We start from the raw sequence: 16,318 nt of genomic DNA on the forward strand, positions 1-16,318 counted from the left end.
CGCCAATGGCCAATCACCCCCGTGCCGGGCAGCCTGCCCAGCAGAGCGATTTGATTAACGTTGCACAATTAACCTCGCAGTATTACGTCCTGAAGCCCGATGTGGCGAATCCGGATCATGCGGTGAAATTTGGCACTTCAGGCCACCGCGGCAGCGCGGGACGCCAAAGCTTCAACGAACAGCACATTTTGGCGATCGCGCAGGCGATTGCTGAAGAGCGCAAAAAGAATGGCATCACCGGTCCGTGCTACGTCGGTAAAGACACGCATGCGCTGTCTGAGCCGGCGATTCTATCGGTGCTGGAAGTGCTGGCCGCTAACGGCGTGGACGTGATTGTTCAGCAGGACAATGGCTACACGCCAACGCCTGCAATCTCTAACGCGATTCTTGAGCACAACAAACGCGGCGGCGCGCAGGCGGACGGCATCGTTATCACGCCTTCGCATAACCCACCGGAAGATGGCGGTATCAAATACAATCCGCCAAACGGTGGCCCGGCTGATACCAACGTTACCAAAGTGGTGGAAGATCGCGCTAACCAGCTGATCAAAGGCGAGCTGAAAGACGTGAAACGTCTGCCGCTGGATCAGGCATGGGCGAGCGGCCACATCGTTGAGCAGGATCTGATCCAGCCATACGTTGAAGGTCTGGCGCAGGTGATTGACTTCGCCGCCATCCAGAACGCCGGCCTGAAAATTGGCGTCGATCCGTTAGGCGGTTCCGGTATTGCTTACTGGCAGCGCATTGCTGAGCACTACAAACTGGATCTGACCATCGTGAACGATGCGATCGATCAGACTTTCCGCTTCATGCATCTGGATAAAGATGGCGTGGTGCGTATGGACTGCTCATCCGAGTGCGCGATGGCCGGGTTGCTGGCGTACAAAGACAAATTCGACCTGGCCTTTGGTAACGATCCTGATTATGACCGTCACGGTATCGTCACGCCTGCGGGTCTGATGAATCCGAACCACTATCTGGCGGTGGCGATCAACTACCTGTTCCAGCATCGCCCGCAGTGGGGCAAAGACGTTGCTGTAGGGAAAACCCTGGTTTCCAGCGCGATGATCGACCGCGTGGTCAACGACATTGGACGTAAGCTGGTGGAAGTGCCGGTTGGTTTCAAATGGTTCGTTGATGGTCTGTTCGATGGAAGCTTCGGTTTCGGCGGTGAAGAGAGCGCGGGCGCATCCTTCCTGCGTTTCGATGGCTCAGCCTGGTCAACCGATAAAGACGGCATCATTCTGTGCCTGCTGGCTGCTGAAATCACGGCGGTAACTGGCAAGAACCCGCAGCAGCACTATGACGAGCTGGCCGAACGTTTTGGTGCGCCAAGCTATAACCGTCTGCAGGCTCCGGCGACTTCTGCACAGAAAGCCGCGCTGTCTAAGCTGTCACCTGAAATGGTGAGCGCAGATACGCTGGCGGGTGATCCGATCACCGCACGCCTGACTGCCGCGCCGGGTAACGGTGCGTCAATCGGCGGTCTGAAAGTAATGACGGAAAACGGCTGGTTCGCCGCGCGTCCATCAGGTACAGAAGACGCGTACAAAATCTACTGCGAAAGCTTCCTGGGTGCTGAACATCGTCAGCAAATCGAGAAAGAAGCGGTTGAGATTGTTAGCGAAGTACTGAAAAACGCCTGATTGGGCAGTGAAGAAAAAAGGCCGCTTAGCGGCCTTTTTTTATGGCATAAATCGATAGCCGATACCGGTTTCGGTCAGCAAATGGCTGGGCTGCGTGGGATTCGCTTCCAGCTTCTGTCGCAAGTGCCCCATATAGATGCGCAAATAATGGCTGTGCTCCACTGCATTGGGCCCCCAAACCTGATTCAGTAATTGACGCTGGGTCAACACTTTTCCGGCGTTGTTCACCAGCAAACTCAGCAGACGGAATTCAGTCGGTGTCAGATGCACTTCCTGTTGGTTGCGCAGTACACGGCGCGCCGCCAAATCGACGCTGACTTCGCCAAATTTCACAATCGGTTCTGGCTGGTTGCTTTGATGGCGACGCAGCGCCACGCGCACACGCGCCAGCAGCTCACCTATGCCAAACGGCTTAGTGAGATAATCATCCGCACCCGCGTCCAGCGCATCAATCTTATCCTGCTCATCGCTCCGTGCCGACAGCACAATCACCGGCATGCTGCTCCACTGGCGTACTTCACGGATAAAGTCATTGCCATCACCATCCGGCAAGCCGAGATCGAGGATCACCAGATCCGGCTTACGCGTCGCCGCTTCAATCAGGCCGCGCTGCAGTTGCTCCGCTTCCACAATCTTCAGGCCTTCGCTCTCCAGCGCAAGGCGCACGAAACGGCGAATCTCTTTTTCATCTTCCACTATCAAGATGGTCGTCACGCTGCCTCCAGCGGCAAAAAAGTTAACGCATCACTTTAGCAATAAAGCGGCCCGGCGTCCGTCACGAAGTTTTTAACTTAAAAGCATCGTTTAATTCACAATCTTGTAACTAACTTTCATCACCACACAAATTGCTGAAAAAAAGCGCAAATATAGTGGTCGGATGAGTAGTAAAATTACACAACAACGGGTAATATCTGAACCAGATCACATTTCAACGTAATGTTTACCACAAGGGGGCCAAAGATGGATCGCGCATATCCACTGTATAAAATCGTACTGCGCCGCGTGCTGGTGGTAGCAATCGGTTTGCTGGCGCTGCCAGTGATGTTATTCCGCTCAGATCGCGCACGTTTGTACAGTTACCTGCATCGTATGTGGTGCAAAACCAGCACGAAACCCGTCTGGCTGGCGCAGTCTGAAGCGGCTGCCGGCATTCACTGGTAAGCGATTCTAGCGCAGTATTAACCCGGCGACTTCACGTGAAGCGCCGGGTTTTTTTATCGATAATTTTCACGCCCACCGCGCGTTCCCGCTGTTATCTCCGCGCATTTCAGCTACACTTAAAACCTCTACAAGATTTATGAGGTTGTACAAGTATGAGCGAGAAAATTCCTGTTGGTATCAGCGCCTGCCTGCTCGGGGATAACGTCCGATTTGATGGTGGCCATAAACGTTTTGCTTTCGCCACGGACGAACTCGTGCCATTTGTGCGCTTTGAACCTGTATGTCCCGAAATGGCGATTGGCCTACCGACGCCGCGTCCGGCTTTGCGCCTGGTAAAAGAGAGCGATGAAAACATCCATCTCTGTTTCAGCAAAGATGGCGGCGAAGAGGTGACGGAAAAGATGCAGCGCTGGTCCGCCGAGCGCGTGAAGTCGCTACATCATCTGTGCGGCTACATCCTCTGTGCCAAATCCCCTAGCTGTGGGCTGGAACGTGTCCGCGTTTACGAGCCTGAAACCAACAACAATCGTAAAGCGGGCACCGGCATGTTTACCGCATTTTTACAGAAAGAGATGCCGTGGCTGCCGCTGGAAGAGGATGGTCGTCTGCATGATGACGCTATCCGCGAAAACTTTATCGGCCGCGTCTATGCGCTGCACGAATTCAACGAAATGTGGCGCAGCGGATTATCGCGCCACAAGCTGATGGCCTTCCATAGTCGCTACAAATTGCTGCTGCTATCTCATGCGCAGGACGAATACCGCGAGATGGGCCGCTTTGTCGCGGCGATGGACCAGTGGGATTCGCTGGAGGATTACGCCTTTGAGTACCGCAGTCGTCTGATGCACCTGATGTCACATCAGGCATCACGACGCAATCACACTAACGTGCTGATGCATGTACAAGGCTACTTCCGTCCGCAGTTGAGTTCGCCGCAGCGTCAGGAGCTGGCGCAACTGATTGATCGTTATCGTCAGGGCGTACAGCCGCTGTTAGCTCCGATCACCATGCTGAAACATTACATGGCGGAATACCCGCATCCGTGGCTGGCACAGCAGCGCTATTTTGATCCTTATCCGGAAGCGCTGCGTTTGCGCTACGGCCAATAATTTCGGGGCTTTATGACCACCCATTTAGTTTGGCTGCGCAACGATCTGCGCATCAATGACAACATGGCGCTGGCCGCTGCCTGCCGCGATAGCCAGGCCAAAGTGATTGCGCTGTTTATCGCTACACCACAGCAGTGGCAGCAACACCATATGGCGCCAAAGCAGGCGGCGTTCATCCAGCAAAATCTCAGCTTGTTGCAGAAGTCACTGGCTGAACGCGGCATTCCTCTGCATTTCCATCAGTGTGATGACTTTGCCGCTTCGATTGAATATCTGGCGAAATTTTGCCAGCAGCAGCGGGTTGATGCGCTGTTCTACAATTACCAGTATGAAATCAACGAGCGTGAACGCGATGCGCAGGCGGAGAAACGTCTGGATGCGCAGGGCGTAATATGTCAGGGATTCGATGACAGCTTGCTGTTGCCGCCGGGCAGCGTGCAAACCGGCAGCAACACCATGTTCAAAGTGTTCACGCCGTTCAGCAAAGCCTTTGTTCGTCGTTTACATCAGGGCTTACCGGAGTGCCATCAGGCACCGAAAGCGCGTGATGGTGCGCCCATCAGTATCGAAAAGAAGATTCCCGCTTTTGATTATCCTTGTGAAGCCTTTGATGAAAGCCTGTTCCCGGCGGGAGAAGAGGCGGCGTTAAAACAGCTGCGCCACTTCGCTAAACAGGCGGTGCAGCATTATCCGGATCAGCGTGATTTACCGGCCATTGACGGCACCAGCCGCTTATCGGTTTATCTAACCACTGGCGTGCTGTCGCCGCGCCAATGTCTTCATCGCGTGCTCAAAGAGCATCCCGATGCTCTCAACGAGGGCAAGGCCTTTACCTGGCTGAACGAACTGATCTGGCGCGAATTCTATCGTCATCTGATGGTGGCGTTTCCGGCGCTGTGCAAACATCAGCCGTTTGTCGACTGGACGCGCAACGTGGATTGGCAGCAAAACGACGGGCATCTCAAAGCCTGGCAACAGGGCAAAACCGGCTATCCGATTGTTGATGCGGCGATGCGCCAGCTCAACACGTTCGGCTGGATGCATAATCGCTTGCGCATGATTACCGCCAGTTTCCTGGTGAAGGATCTGCTGATCGACTGGCGTGAAGGTGAGCGTTATTTCATGCAGCAGCTGATCGATGGCGATCTGGCCGCCAACAATGGCGGCTGGCAGTGGGCCGCGTCAACTGGCACCGATGCCGCGCCCTATTTTCGTATCTTCAATCCCACCACGCAGGGCGAGCGCTTCGATAAACAGGGCGAGTTTATTCGTCAGTGGCTGCCGGAACTCAGCGACGTGCCCGACAGCGATATCCATCAGCCGCAAGTGTGGGCGCAGAAAAATAACAAGAAACTCGATTATCCCGCGCCAATCGTGGAACATAAGGACGCACGTAAAAAGACACTAGACGCCTTTGAGCGCGCTCGCAGCGCGGCTTGAGGCGGTCAGGGAGCCGTAATGAATAATGTCGAGTTAGAACAGATCGTTAACCAGCAGCTGAATAACAGCGCCTTCAGCGATTACGCGCCGAACGGTTTGCAGGTGGAAGGGCGCGCCGAGGTGAAAACCATCATCACTGGCGTAACCGCGTGTCAGGCGCTGCTGGACGAGGCGGTGAAGCGCAACGCCGATGCGGTGCTGGTGCATCACGGTTACTTTTGGAAAAGCGAAGCGCCGGTGATTAAAGGCATGAAGCGCCAGCGTTTGCGCACGCTGCTGGCCAATGATATCAATTTGTATGGCTGGCATCTGCCGCTGGATGCGCATCCCGAGTTGGGTAATAACGCGCAGCTGGCGCGTCTGTTTGATATTGCAGTGAAAGGCGAGATTCAGCCACTGGTGCCGTGGGGCGAGCTGGCACAACCACTGAGTGGCGCGGCGCTGGCGGAAAAAATTGCCCAACGTTTAGGTCGCACACCGCTGCACTGTGGCGATAACGCGCCGGCATTGATCAAGCGCGTTGCCTGGTGCAGCGGCGGCGGTCAGGGCTTTATCGATAGCGCGGCAGCCTTTGGCGTCGATGCCTTTATCACCGGCGAAGTCTCCGAGCAAACCATCCACAGCGCGCGCGAACAAGGTTTGCACTTCTTTGCCGCCGGACATCACGCGACCGAACGCGGCGGCATCAAGGCGCTGGGCGAATGGTTAGCTGCCCATCATGGCCTTGATGTGACCTTTATCGACATCGACAATCCGGCCTGATTTCTCCCCTCTCACGCCCTTAACCTGCGTTAAGGGCGCAAATCTGTTGACACATCTCTGTCACTTTCGCATAACTTATGGCCTTTACGCATAAACGAGAAGTTCGTTCGCTATGAATGGCGATCCTGCAACATTCGTTCTGCGACATGTAAGACTTTTACCAGGAGGTTGTTTTTGCAACGAGCACGTTGTTATCTGCTAGGTGAGCGCGCGGTGGTGCTGGAACTGGAGCCACCGGTTTCGTTGACCAGCCAGCAGCGCATCTGGGGATTGTGTCAGCGACTGCAGAAAAACGAGCAGGTTGAGGAAGTGATTCCTGGCATGAACAACCTGACGTTGCTGCTGCGCGATCCGCAACGCAATGCATTGGACGCGATTGAGCGTTTGCAGCGTTGGTGGGAAGAGAGCGAAGCGCAGCTGCCGGAATCGCGCCGCGTCGAGATTCCAGTTGTGTACGGCGGCGCAGGCGGGCCGGATCTGCAGGAGGTGGCGGAGCGCGCCAACATGACGCCCAGGCAAGCGGTAGAACTGCACAGCAGCATCGATTACGTGGTCTATTTCATCGGCTTCCAGCCTGGTTTCCCTTATCTCGGCGGCCTGGATGAGCGTTTACACACGCCGCGCCGCGCTGAACCGCGCGTGCTGGTGCCGAGCGGCTCGGTGGGCATCGGCGGCAGCCAAACCGGCATCTATCCATTAGCCGCGCCCGGCGGCTGGCAACTGATTGGTCATACGCCGCTCAGCCTGTTCGACCCGCTTCAGCATCCACCGACACTGTTACGCCCCGGCGATAGCGTGCGTTTTGTGCCGCAGCAGGAGGGCGTATGTTGAAAATTCTCCGCGCGGGCATGATGACCTCGCTGCAAGACCACGGCCGCACCGGCTTCCGCCAATATGGCATCAGCGTGGGCGGCGCGCTCGATCAACCGGCAATGCGCACCGCCAATATGCTGGTGGGCAACCCCGAGCAGAGCGCGGTGCTGGAAATCGTGCTGGGACAATTTAAAACGCAGTTTACGCGCGATGGCTGGTTTGCATTGACGGGCGCGGGCTGCAATGCCGATCTGGATGGCAAACCGGTCTGGACCGGCTGGCGTCTGCCGGTGAAAAAAGGGCAGGTGCTGACGCTGGCAACGCCAACGCGCGGCATGCGCAGTTATCTGGCGGTCAACGGTGGTTTTGCCGTGCCGGACATGCTCGGTTCGGTCAGTACCGATCTCAAGGCAGCGTTTGGCGGCTGGCAGGGACGTAAATTGCAGGATGGCGACGAGCTGCCGTTGGGTAAACCGACGCGCGACTTCAAAGATAAAGCCGGCGTGCGTCAACTGCTGTGGGGCAACCGCATCCGCGCCTTAGCGGGCCCGGAATATAACGAGTTCTCGCGTGAGGCGCAGCAGGGTTTCTGGCGCAGCCCGTGGAAGCTCAGTCCGCAAAGTAACCGCATGGGTTATCGCCTGCAGGGACGTCAACTGCATCGCGATGCGACGCGCGATTTGCTGTCGCACGGTTTAGTGCCCGGCGTGGTACAGGTGCCGCCCAATGGCCAGCCAATTGTGTTGATGGCGGATGCACAAACCACCGGCGGCTATCCGCGCATTGCCTGCATCATCGAAGCCGATCTTTATCATCTGGCGCAAATTCGTCTCGGCGAACCGATTCACTTTATCCACTGCACGCTGGAAGACGCGATTCACGCCAAACAGCATCAACAGCGTTCCTTCGACCAAATAGCCTGGGGATTGGCCCATGAAGATTGATCTTAACGCCGATCTCGGCGAAGGCAGCGCCAGCGATCGGGAGCTGCTGACGCTGGTGAGTTCAGCCAATATCGCCTGCGGCTTCCACGCTGGTGATGCGCAAACCATGCTGCAATCGGTGCGCTGGGCGAAAGCGTCTGGCGTGGCGATTGGCGCGCATCCAAGTTTCCCCGATCGGGAAAACTTTGGCCGTACCGCCATGCAGCTGCCGCCGGAAACGGTGTATGCGCAGATGATCTACCAGATTGGTGCGCTGAAGAGCATTGCCGAGAGCGAAGGCGAACGGCTGGTACACGTCAAGCCGCACGGCATGCTGTACAACCAGGCGGCGGGCGATCCGCAACTGGCGGATGCCATCGCGCGCGCGGTAAAAGCCGTGGATAGCGGATTGATTCTGGTCGGATTGGCGGGCAGCGCGTCGATTGCGGCGGCGGCGCATCATGGTCTGCGCACCCGCGAAGAGGTGTTTGCCGATCGCGGCTATCTGGCGAGCGGGACGTTAGTGCCACGCAGCCAGCCGCAAGCGATGATTGAAGATGCCGAACAGGCGCTGGCGCAAACGCTGGCGATGGTGCAGCAGCGTCAGGTGCAGAGCATCAGCGGAGAATGGGTCAAGGTTAACGCCGAAACCGTCTGTTTACACGGTGATGGCGCACATGCGCTGCAGTTCGCCCGCACGCTGCGCGCGGCATTTGCGACCAGTCAGATTGCGGTCACCAGCGCATAACGTTTTTACTCATTGCCCGGCATCACGCCGGGCTTTGTCTTTTCACATAAGGGAACAACATGGATAACGTGGTAAACCTCTGGCCGCTGCTGGGCATTGCCGCCATCATTCTGGGTTTTGTGCTGCGCTTTAACCCGGTGCTGGTGGTGATTGTGGCGGGCTTCGTCACCGGGCTGGCAGCGCATCTGCCGCTGGCAGACATTCTGGAAAAGCTCGGCTCTGGCTTCCTCAATACGCGTAATCTGCCGCTGATTCTGCTGCTGCCGCTGGCTGTTATCGGTTTGCTGGAGCGTCATGGCCTGAAAGAGCGGGCGCAAAGCTGGATTGCGCAGATCAAAACCGCCACCGCCGGCCGCTTGCTGATCGTCTACCTGTTTGTGCGTGAAGCCACCGCCGCGCTGGGCTTAACCAGCCTGGGCGGGCATCCGCAGATGGTGCGTCCGCTGCTGGCGCCGATGGCCGAAGGTGCCACAGAAAACCGCTACGGTGATGTCCCGCCAGAGGTGCGCCATCGTCTGCGCGCCATGTCTGCGGCGACCGATAACGTTGGCCTGTTCTTTGGCGAGGATATCTTCGTTGCCTTTGGCGCGATTATCTTCATGCATAATTTTATGCAGGAATCTGCCGGTATCAGCACCGAACCGCTGCATATCGCGCTGTGGGGCATTCCTACCGCGCTCTGTGCTTTCCTCATTCATTCAGCTCGTCTGGTGCGTCTCGATCGCCAGCTGTCGCGTGAATTGGGCGCGTTAAACCAGCAGGCGCTGAACGCCAAAGGAGCGAAGTAATGTTCCAGCAACAATATTTGATGTGGCTGGCAGGGGTGATCCTGCTGGTGGTTGCCGTGCTTTCATGGCGTGACAGCGCTAACCCGCGCCGTTTTACCACCGGTCTGTTCTGGGCACTGTATGGCCTGATTTTCCTGATTGGCGACGGTGCTTATCAGCTAATGGGACAATGGGCGGGCGATGCGGAACTGGGCCGCCGCGGGTTGCATATCGGCGTGGGTGTTGCCGTGGTGTTGATGGCGTTGATTGCCGGTTTCGGCGGCGTGCGTCTGGGGCGTTATCATCAGCGCAGCGATGAGCAGAAACAGGAAAGTGCTAAACGTCTGCACAACAAACTGTTCCTGCCAGCGCTGGCGATTCCACTGGTGACGGTGATTGGCGTGCTGGCGTTTAACCATATTCCCGGTTTGCAGGATACGGTGTTTGGTCCCGGCAATCACGCCACGCTGGTGACGCTGTTCTCCATGATGATTGGCTGCCTGCTGGGCTGGCTGATTGCGTTGAAAATCACCCATGAAAAGCCGCTGCAGTCGATGCAGGAAACCCGTCGCCTGCTGGATGCGGTCGGTTGGGCGTTTATTCTGCCGCAGATTCTGGCCACGCTTGGCCTGCTGTTCACCAGCGCCGGTGTCGGCACGGCAATTTCGCATCTCACCGAACAGTATCTGGCGGTAGATAATCGCCTGATTGCCGTCGCGGTGTATGCGGGTGGCATGGCATTGCTGACCATGGTGATGGGCAATGCGTTTGCTGCCTTCCCGATTGTCACCGCCGGCATTGGTATTCCGATTCTGGTACTGCAGCACGGCGGCAATCCAGCGGTAATGGCGGCGATTGGGATGTTCTCCGGCTATTGCGGCACGTTGATGACGCCAATGGCGGCCAACTTCAACATCGTGCCGGCGCGCCTGCTGGAGCTGCCGGACCGCAACGCGGTGATCAAGGCTCAGGTGCCAACCGGTGTGCTACTGTTGGTAGTGAATATTTTCCTGCTCTACTTCCTGATGTTCTTGTGAGGTTGCAATGAAAACGGTGTTAATGACGGCGTTTGAGCCTTTTGGTGGCGAAAACATCAACCCTTCGTGGGAAGCGGTGCGCACCTTCGACGGCAAAGAGATCGCCGGTGCACGCATTGTGGTACGCCAGCTGCCGGTGGTATTTGCCACTTGCGGTGAAGTGCTGACGCGCGCGCTGGAGGAGATTCAACCCGACCGCGTGTTGTGCGTCGGGCAAGCCGGCGGCCGCGCCGATATTACCGTTGAACGCGTTGCGATCAACGTGGATGACGCGCGCATACCGGATAACAACCAGCAGCAACCGATCGATCAGCCCATCGAGGCGGATGGCCCGGCGGCTTATTTCTCCACGCTGCCGATCAAAGCGATGGTTGCCGCGCTGCGTGAAGTGGGTGTGCCGGCCTCGGTATCGCAAACCGCCGGCACCTTCACCTGTAACCACGTGATGTACAGCCTGCTGCACTGGATCCACACCACCAACAGCAAGGCGCGCGGCGGTTTTGTTCATATCCCGTATATGCCGGAACAAGCGGTGCACCATCCCGGCGTGGCCAGCATGGCGACTGCAAGCGTGATTCAGGCGCTGGAAACCTCGCTGCAGGTGATCCTGAGTACCGAAAATGATATCCGCGTCGTCGGTGGCGCTACGCATTAAAAGGAGTTGTTATGCCTGAGGGACCGGAGATCCGCCGCGCGGCGGATCAGCTGGCAGAGGCAATGGTCGGCAAACCCCTTACCGATGTGTGGTTTGCCTTTCCACAGCTGAAAACCTACGAACCTGCGCTGATGGATGCCACCATCAACGCCTTCGAAACGCGCGGTAAAGCGCTGCTCACCCACTTCTCCAATGGTTTGACGCTCTACAGCCACAATCAGCTGTACGGCGTGTGGCGCGTGGTGCCAACCGGTACGCAACCGAATACCACACGTCAGCTGCGCGTTCGGCTCGCAACGGCGGATAAAACCATTTTGCTGTATAGCGCCTCGGATATTGAGCTGCTCAACGCTGATACCTTAGCTGCGCATCCGTTTTTGCAGCGCGTGGGCCCGGATGTGCTGGATGCCAGCTTAACGGTGGAAGAGGTGCGCGAGCGTTTGCTGTCGCCGCGTTTTCGTCGTCGCCAGTTCAGCGGCTTGCTGCTTGATCAGGCCTTTTTAGCCGGCCTCGGCAATTATCTGCGCGTGGAGATTTTGTGGCATGCCGGATTGCTGGCGTCGCATCGGGCGCAGGACCTCAGCGAACAGCAGCTGACGGCGTTAAGTGAGGCGATGCTGGCGGTGCCGCGTTTGTCATACGAGATGCGTGGCAGCATGAAGAAGTATCATGAAGAAGCAGCGTTTCGCTTCGAGGTATTTCATCGGCAGGGTAAAAAGTGTCGGCGGTGCGGCGCGGTGATTGAGAAGGGCGTGCTGTCATCGCGGCCGTTTTACTGGTGCCCGGGATGCCAGTTGTAGCGCTATAAAAAAGGCGGCCAGATGGCCGCCTTTCTCTTATTTATCCAGCGCCGAGGTGAATGGACGCTCGGTGTAACCGGTATACAGCTGACGCGGACGGGCGATTTTCATGCCTTCGTCGTGCATCTCTTTCCAGTGTGCAATCCAGCCCACGGTGCGCGCCATGGCGAAGATAACGGTAAACATGGAAGACGGAATGCCCATTGCTTTCAGGATGATGCCTGAATAGAAATCGACGTTTGGATAGAGTTTACGCTCGATGAAGTACGGGTCGTTCAGCGCGATGTGTTCCAGCTCCATCGCCACTTCCAGCAGATCATCTTTCATGCCCAGTTCGTTCAGCACTTCGTGACAGGTATCGCGCATCACGGTGGCACGTGGATCGTAGTTTTTGTACACGCGGTGGCCGAAGCCCATCAGACGGAACGAATCGTTCTTATCTTTCGCTCGTTTAACAAACTCAGGGATGTGATCAACGGTGCTGATCTCTTCCAGCATGCGCAGTGTCGCTTCGTTGGCACCGCCGTGTGCTGGTCCCCACAGAGAAGCGATACCGGCGGCGATACAGGCAAACGGGTTCGCGCCTGAAGAGCCTGCGGTACGCACGGTAGAGGTAGAAGCGTTCTGCTCATGGTCGGCGTGCAGAATCAGAATACGGTCCATCGCGCGTTCCAGCACTGGATTCACTTTGTACTCTTCGCACGGCGTGGCGAACATCATGTGCAGGAAGTTACCGGCATAAGAGAGGTCGTTGCGCGGATAGACAAACGGCTGGCCAATCGAGTACTTGTAGCACATCGCTGCCATGGTCGGCATTTTCGACAGCAGGCGGAACGCAGCGATTTCACGGTGACGCTCAATGTTGACGTCTAAAGAGTCGTGATAAAACGCTGCCAGCGCACCGGTCACACCACACATTACTGCCATTGGATGCGAATCGCGGCGGAAGCCGTGGAACAGTCGGGTGATTTGCTCGTGAATCATGGTGTGGCGGGTAACGGTGGTGCGGAACTCTTCAAACTGGGCTTGGGTCGGGGCTTCGCCATTTAACAGGATGTAACACACTTCAAGATAGTTAGAGTGGGTTGCCAGCTGATCAATCGGGAAACCGCGGTGTAACAGAATACCTTCGTCACCATCAATAAAGGTGATTTTAGATTCGCAGGACGCCGTAGAGGTGAAGCCGGGATCGAAGGTGAACAGGCCTTGTGAGCCAAGGGCGCGGACATCAACTACATCTTGTCCCAGCGTGCCTTGCATCACGTCCAGTTCAACAGAAGTATTATCTTGTAGGGTTAGCGTCACTTTTTTATCTGTCATTATTTCGTCTCCATAGCGCCTTTAAGGTAAGGATCTTAGACACCAGAATAGCCATGTTGTTACGTAAAACCACAATCTTCACAGCATCACTCTGCGGTAACGTTGGTCGTGCAGGGTTACAGAGTAAATGCTGAACTGGGCCATTCGGTGGCGTCGGGGCATGACATGCTGCACATCGAGGATGTTAAAGTTCCTGTCACGACATAACTTCTTGGTAACCAATAACCTGATGCTTTGTGTTACTTGTATTGGCAATGTTACATAACTTGAGCTTAGGGGAAAGTGTATCCCCATAACTTTTGTGCATCATAGGACTTTAATGCGATTGTTTGTAACTGAAATGTTGATTCTTTGTCAAATCAGATAATTAAAAATGTATAAATTGTGAAAATCGTGAAGGTGATCACTGTTCAGCCTAAATGTGACCAAAGAGATTGTAGGGGAATTGTAATCAGAATGTGATCCTCCTATACTGCGGCCAGGTCTCCGGAACACCCTGACACCAGGAGCCACCCAGCGTTTTACCCGCTTTATTTAACACTGGATGTTGCTATTTTGGTGGCGGTTGCAGTCTGAACACACGCTGTGTCTCTGATGCAACTCAGGACCGGAGGAAGCAAAATAAAAAAGAGCTGTGTGGGCAAAACCGTGAAAAAACAAAGACCTGTTAACTTGGATCTCTCGACGATCCGGTTTCCCGTTACTGCAATATCGTCCATTCTCCACCGCGTCTCCGGCGTGATCACCTTTGTCGCTCTCGGAATTCTGCTCTGGTTACTGGGTCTCTCTCTCTCCTCTCCAGAAGGTTTCCAGCAAGCGGCATCCATCATGGATAGCTTCTTCGCCAAATTCATCATGTGGGGCATTTTAACTGCGCTGGCGTATCACGCTGTGAGCGGTATTCGCCATATGTTGGCTGATTTTGGTGTAACAGCAGAAACCCTGCAGGTGGGAACCCGTTCCGCGCAAGCGGCTTTTGTTATCACTGTCGTGCTCTCAATTTTGGCTGGAGTCCTCGTATGGTAAGCAATGCTTCTGCATTAGGACGCAACGGTATCCATGACTGGCTGTTACTGCGTGCTGCTGCAATCTTAATTACGCTCTATATTCTCTACATCCTCGGTTTTGTCGTGATGACAGGCACGCTGACGTATGACGTCTGGCATGGCTTCTTCTCGTCCGCCTTCACGAAAGTGTTCACCATGTTGACGCTGTTCTCGATTCTGATCCACGGCTGGATTGGAATGTGGCAGGTGCTGACTGACTACGTGAAACCTGTTGCAACCCGTTTGTTGCTGCAGTTTGTGATTGTGGTTGCGCTGTTGTCATATGCGATTTATGGAACCGTTGTTGTGTGGGGTGTGTAAATGAGTTTGCCAGTCAGAGAATTTGATGCCGTGGTGATCGGCGCGGGTGGCGCAGGAATGCGCGCCGCTCTGCAAATCTCCCAATCGGGCCAGACTTGTGCCCTGTTATCCAAAGTATTCCCAACCCGTTCCCATACCGTATCGGCGCAGGGCGGTATTACCGTTGCGCTGGGTAACACCCATGACGATAACTGGGAATGGCACATGTACGACACCGTCAAAGGTTCCGACTTTATCGGCGACCAGGACGCGATCGAATATATGTGTCATGTCGGTCCGGAAGCGATTCTGGAACTGGAACACATGGGATTGCCGTTCTCCCGTCTGGATGATGGCCGCGTCTATCAGCGTCCGTTTGGTGGTCAGTCGAAGAATTTCGGCGGTGAGCAGGCGGCGCGTACCGCAGCTGCGGCCGACCGTACCGGCCACGCCTTGCTGCATACGCTGTATCAGCAGAACCTGAAAAACAAAACCACCATCTTCTCCGAATGGTATGCGCTGGATCTGGTGAAAAACGAAGACGGCGCGATTGTCGGCTGTACGGCTATCTGCATGGAAACCGGCGAAACCGTCTATTTCAAAGCCAAGGCAACTATTCTGGCGACCGGCGGCGCGGGCCGTATTTACCAGTCCACCACTAATGCCCACATCAACACCGGTGATGGCGTTGGCATGGCGCTGCGCGCCGGCGTGCCGGTGCAGGATATGGAAATGTGGCAGTTCCACCCAACCGGTATTGCCGGTGCGGGCGTGCTGGTTACTGAAGGTTGCCGTGGTGAAGGTGGTTACCTGCTGAATAAGCACGGTGAACGCTTCATGGAACGTTATGCGCCGAACGCCAAAGATCTGGCGGGTCGTGATGTGGTTGCGCGTTCGATGATGGTGGAAATCCGTGAAGGTCGCGGTTGCGATGGCCCCTGGGGTCCGCACATTAAACTGAAACTCGACCATCTCGGTGCCGAAGTGCTGGAGTCGCGTCTGCCGGGCATCCTTGAGCTGTCGCGTACCTTTGCCCACGTCGACCCAATTAAAGAACCGATTCCGGTGATCCCGACCTGCCACTACATGATGGGCGGCGTGCCGACCAAAGTGACCGGCCAGGCGCTGCGTGTGAATGAGCAGGGCCAGGATGAGGTGATTCCGGGTCTGTTCGCCGTCGGTGAAATCGCCTGCGTATCGGTTCATGGCGCTAACCGCCTCGGCGGCAACTCGCTGCTCGATCTGGTGGTGTTCGGTCGCGCAGCTGGTGTGCATCTGCTGGAGTGTATTGAAGAGCAGGGCGAACTGCGTGAAGCCACGCCGGAAAATATCGATGCAGCGATGGCGCGCTTCAACCGCTGGGAAAATAACACCACCGGTGAAGATCCTGTCGAAATCCGTAAAGCGCTGCAGCGCTGCATGCAGAACAACTTCTCGGTGTTCCGCGATGGCGATGCGATGCGTGAAGGTCTGGAAGAGCTGAAAGTGATTCGTGAGCGTCTGAAATCAGCGCGTCTTGATGACCGTTCGCCAGACTTCAACACCCAGCGTATCGAGTGCCTTGAGCTGGATAACCTGATGGAAACCGCTTACGCCACCGCTGTTGCCGCCAACTTCCGTACCGAAAGCCGTGGCGCACATAGCCGCTTCGACTTCCCGGACCGCGATGATGAAAACTGGCTGTGCCACAGTCTCTATGTTCCGCAGACGGAAAGCATGACGCGCCGTGAGGTGAACATGCAACCGAAACTGCGTGCGGCCTTCCCGCCGAAAGCGCGTACCTACTAATTG

At 56.0% G+C, this 16,318-nt stretch carries 17 protein-coding genes; 15 read left to right on the forward strand and 2 right to left on the reverse strand.

All coding sequences use genetic code 11. From position 1 onward, the window contains the following. Nucleotides 1-5: 5 nt before the first annotated feature. Nucleotides 6-1,646: a phosphoglucomutase (alpha-D-glucose-1,6-bisphosphate-dependent) gene (gene pgm, locus ACYAC5_RS05830; RefSeq protein ID WP_101763230.1), complete on the forward strand. Its 1,641-nt coding sequence runs from the start codon at nt 6-8 to the stop codon at nt 1,644-1,646. A 39-nt stretch (nt 1,647-1,685) separates the two neighbouring features. On the opposite strand, the gene kdpE is transcribed toward pgm, so the two are convergent. Beyond that, a complete protein-coding gene (kdpE, locus tag ACYAC5_RS05835; RefSeq protein ID WP_101763229.1) occupies nt 1,686-2,360 on the reverse strand; it encodes a two-component system response regulator KdpE in 675 nt (224 codons plus the stop codon). 246 nt (nt 2,361-2,606) lie between these two features. Between kdpE and ACYAC5_RS05840 the strand changes: the two genes are divergently transcribed. The 11 genes from ACYAC5_RS05840 to nei all read left to right on the forward strand — a co-directional run bounded on the left by ACYAC5_RS05840 (nt 2,607) and on the right by nei (nt 11,861). Continuing rightward, the gene (locus ACYAC5_RS05840; protein ID WP_008107019.1) at nt 2,607-2,807 is read left to right on the forward strand and encodes a YbfA family protein; all 201 of its coding nucleotides are present in this window, start codon (nt 2,607-2,609) and stop codon (nt 2,805-2,807) included. Nucleotides 2,808-2,959: 152 nt separating this feature from the next. Beyond that, nucleotides 2,960-3,916 (forward strand): YbgA family protein, encoded by a 957-nt coding sequence (locus ACYAC5_RS05845; protein WP_101763228.1) that lies wholly within the window; start codon nt 2,960-2,962, stop codon nt 3,914-3,916. Between the two features lie 12 nt (nt 3,917-3,928). Continuing rightward, complete coding sequence (gene phrB / locus ACYAC5_RS05850; RefSeq protein WP_462062574.1) at nt 3,929-5,356, forward strand: deoxyribodipyrimidine photo-lyase; 1,428 nt, start codon at nt 3,929-3,931, stop codon at nt 5,354-5,356. Between the two features lie 18 nt (nt 5,357-5,374). After that, entirely contained in the window at nt 5,375-6,118 is a 744-nt protein-coding gene (locus ACYAC5_RS05855) for a type 2 GTP cyclohydrolase I (RefSeq protein WP_110865734.1), read from the forward strand. 174 nt (nt 6,119-6,292) lie between these two features. Continuing rightward, complete coding sequence (pxpB, locus tag ACYAC5_RS05860; RefSeq protein ID WP_222233139.1) at nt 6,293-6,949, forward strand: 5-oxoprolinase subunit PxpB; 657 nt, start codon at nt 6,293-6,295, stop codon at nt 6,947-6,949. Beyond that, on the forward strand, nt 6,943-7,875 hold the full coding sequence (pxpC, locus tag ACYAC5_RS05865; protein ID WP_101763224.1) for a 5-oxoprolinase subunit PxpC: 933 nt from the start codon (nt 6,943-6,945) through the stop codon (nt 7,873-7,875). Before pxpB ends, pxpC begins: the two co-directional genes overlap by 7 nt. After that, nucleotides 7,865-8,602, forward strand: a complete 738-nt coding sequence (pxpA, locus tag ACYAC5_RS05870) for a 5-oxoprolinase subunit PxpA (protein ID WP_277974652.1) — start codon at nt 7,865-7,867, stop codon at nt 8,600-8,602. Before pxpC ends, pxpA begins: the two co-directional genes overlap by 11 nt. Before the next feature lie 59 nt (nt 8,603-8,661). After that, complete coding sequence (locus tag ACYAC5_RS05875; RefSeq protein ID WP_137385379.1) at nt 8,662-9,390, forward strand: DUF969 domain-containing protein; 729 nt, start codon at nt 8,662-8,664, stop codon at nt 9,388-9,390. Further along, the gene (locus ACYAC5_RS05880) at nt 9,390-10,406 is read left to right on the forward strand and encodes a DUF979 domain-containing protein (RefSeq protein WP_101763221.1); all 1,017 of its coding nucleotides are present in this window, start codon (nt 9,390-9,392) and stop codon (nt 10,404-10,406) included. Before ACYAC5_RS05875 ends, ACYAC5_RS05880 begins: the two co-directional genes overlap by 1 nt. Nucleotides 10,407-10,413: 7 nt before the next feature. Further along, nucleotides 10,414-11,061, forward strand: a complete 648-nt coding sequence (gene pcp, locus ACYAC5_RS05885; protein ID WP_101763220.1) for a pyroglutamyl-peptidase I — start codon at nt 10,414-10,416, stop codon at nt 11,059-11,061. An 11-nt stretch (nt 11,062-11,072) separates the two neighbouring features. Beyond that, a complete protein-coding gene (gene nei, locus ACYAC5_RS05890) occupies nt 11,073-11,861 on the forward strand; it encodes an endonuclease VIII (protein ID WP_101763219.1) in 789 nt (262 codons plus the stop codon). Between the two features lie 36 nt (nt 11,862-11,897). Here the strand turns inward: nei and ACYAC5_RS05895 are convergent, their stop codons facing one another. After that, complete coding sequence (locus ACYAC5_RS05895) at nt 11,898-13,181, reverse strand: citrate synthase (RefSeq protein ID WP_008107361.1); 1,284 nt, start codon at nt 13,179-13,181, stop codon at nt 11,898-11,900. 594 nt (nt 13,182-13,775) lie between these two features. Between ACYAC5_RS05895 and sdhC the strand changes: the two genes are divergently transcribed. Genes sdhC through sdhA form a run of 3 tightly spaced genes read left to right on the forward strand, consistent with a single transcriptional unit; the run spans nt 13,776 to nt 16,315 of the window. Further along, complete coding sequence (sdhC, locus tag ACYAC5_RS05900) at nt 13,776-14,207, forward strand: succinate dehydrogenase cytochrome b556 subunit (RefSeq protein WP_168197448.1); 432 nt, start codon at nt 13,776-13,778, stop codon at nt 14,205-14,207. Next, on the forward strand, nt 14,201-14,548 hold the full coding sequence (gene sdhD, locus ACYAC5_RS05905) for a succinate dehydrogenase membrane anchor subunit (protein ID WP_049850912.1): 348 nt from the start codon (nt 14,201-14,203) through the stop codon (nt 14,546-14,548). Before sdhC ends, sdhD begins: the two co-directional genes overlap by 7 nt. Beyond that, a complete protein-coding gene (gene sdhA, locus ACYAC5_RS05910) occupies nt 14,549-16,315 on the forward strand; it encodes a succinate dehydrogenase flavoprotein subunit (protein ID WP_101763217.1) in 1,767 nt (588 codons plus the stop codon). Nucleotides 16,316-16,318: the final 3 nt, after the last annotated feature.

It is taken from the genome of Pantoea sp. y20 (genome assembly GCF_054903455.1).

Excerpts from the sequence above, each read along its gene's own strand:
- ACYAC5_RS05840 (WP_008107019.1), top strand. The coding sequence starts at position 2,607 with ATGGATCGCGCATATCCACTGTATAAAATCGTACTGCGCCGCGTGCTG.
- sdhD (WP_049850912.1), top strand. The coding sequence starts at position 14,201 with ATGGTAAGCAATGCTTCTGCATTAGGACGCAACGGTATCCATGACTGG.
- pxpC (WP_101763224.1), top strand. The coding sequence starts at position 6,943 with ATGTTGAAAATTCTCCGCGCGGGCATGATGACCTCGCTGCAAGACCAC.
- ACYAC5_RS05895 (WP_008107361.1), bottom strand. The coding sequence starts at position 13,181 with ATGACAGATAAAAAAGTGACGCTAACCCTACAAGATAATACTTCTGTT.
- nei (WP_101763219.1), top strand. The coding sequence starts at position 11,073 with ATGCCTGAGGGACCGGAGATCCGCCGCGCGGCGGATCAGCTGGCAGAG.
- ACYAC5_RS05875 (WP_137385379.1), top strand. The coding sequence starts at position 8,662 with ATGGATAACGTGGTAAACCTCTGGCCGCTGCTGGGCATTGCCGCCATC.
- pxpA (WP_277974652.1), top strand. The coding sequence starts at position 7,865 with ATGAAGATTGATCTTAACGCCGATCTCGGCGAAGGCAGCGCCAGCGAT.
- ACYAC5_RS05880 (WP_101763221.1), top strand. The coding sequence starts at position 9,390 with ATGTTCCAGCAACAATATTTGATGTGGCTGGCAGGGGTGATCCTGCTG.
- sdhC (WP_168197448.1), top strand. The coding sequence starts at position 13,776 with ATGCAACTCAGGACCGGAGGAAGCAAAATAAAAAAGAGCTGTGTGGGC.
- phrB (WP_462062574.1), top strand. The coding sequence starts at position 3,929 with ATGACCACCCATTTAGTTTGGCTGCGCAACGATCTGCGCATCAATGAC.
- sdhA (WP_101763217.1), top strand. The coding sequence starts at position 14,549 with ATGAGTTTGCCAGTCAGAGAATTTGATGCCGTGGTGATCGGCGCGGGT.
- ACYAC5_RS05855 (WP_110865734.1), top strand. The coding sequence starts at position 5,375 with ATGAATAATGTCGAGTTAGAACAGATCGTTAACCAGCAGCTGAATAAC.
- pgm (WP_101763230.1), top strand. The coding sequence starts at position 6 with ATGGCCAATCACCCCCGTGCCGGGCAGCCTGCCCAGCAGAGCGATTTG.
- pcp (WP_101763220.1), top strand. The coding sequence starts at position 10,414 with ATGAAAACGGTGTTAATGACGGCGTTTGAGCCTTTTGGTGGCGAAAAC.
- ACYAC5_RS05845 (WP_101763228.1), top strand. The coding sequence starts at position 2,960 with ATGAGCGAGAAAATTCCTGTTGGTATCAGCGCCTGCCTGCTCGGGGAT.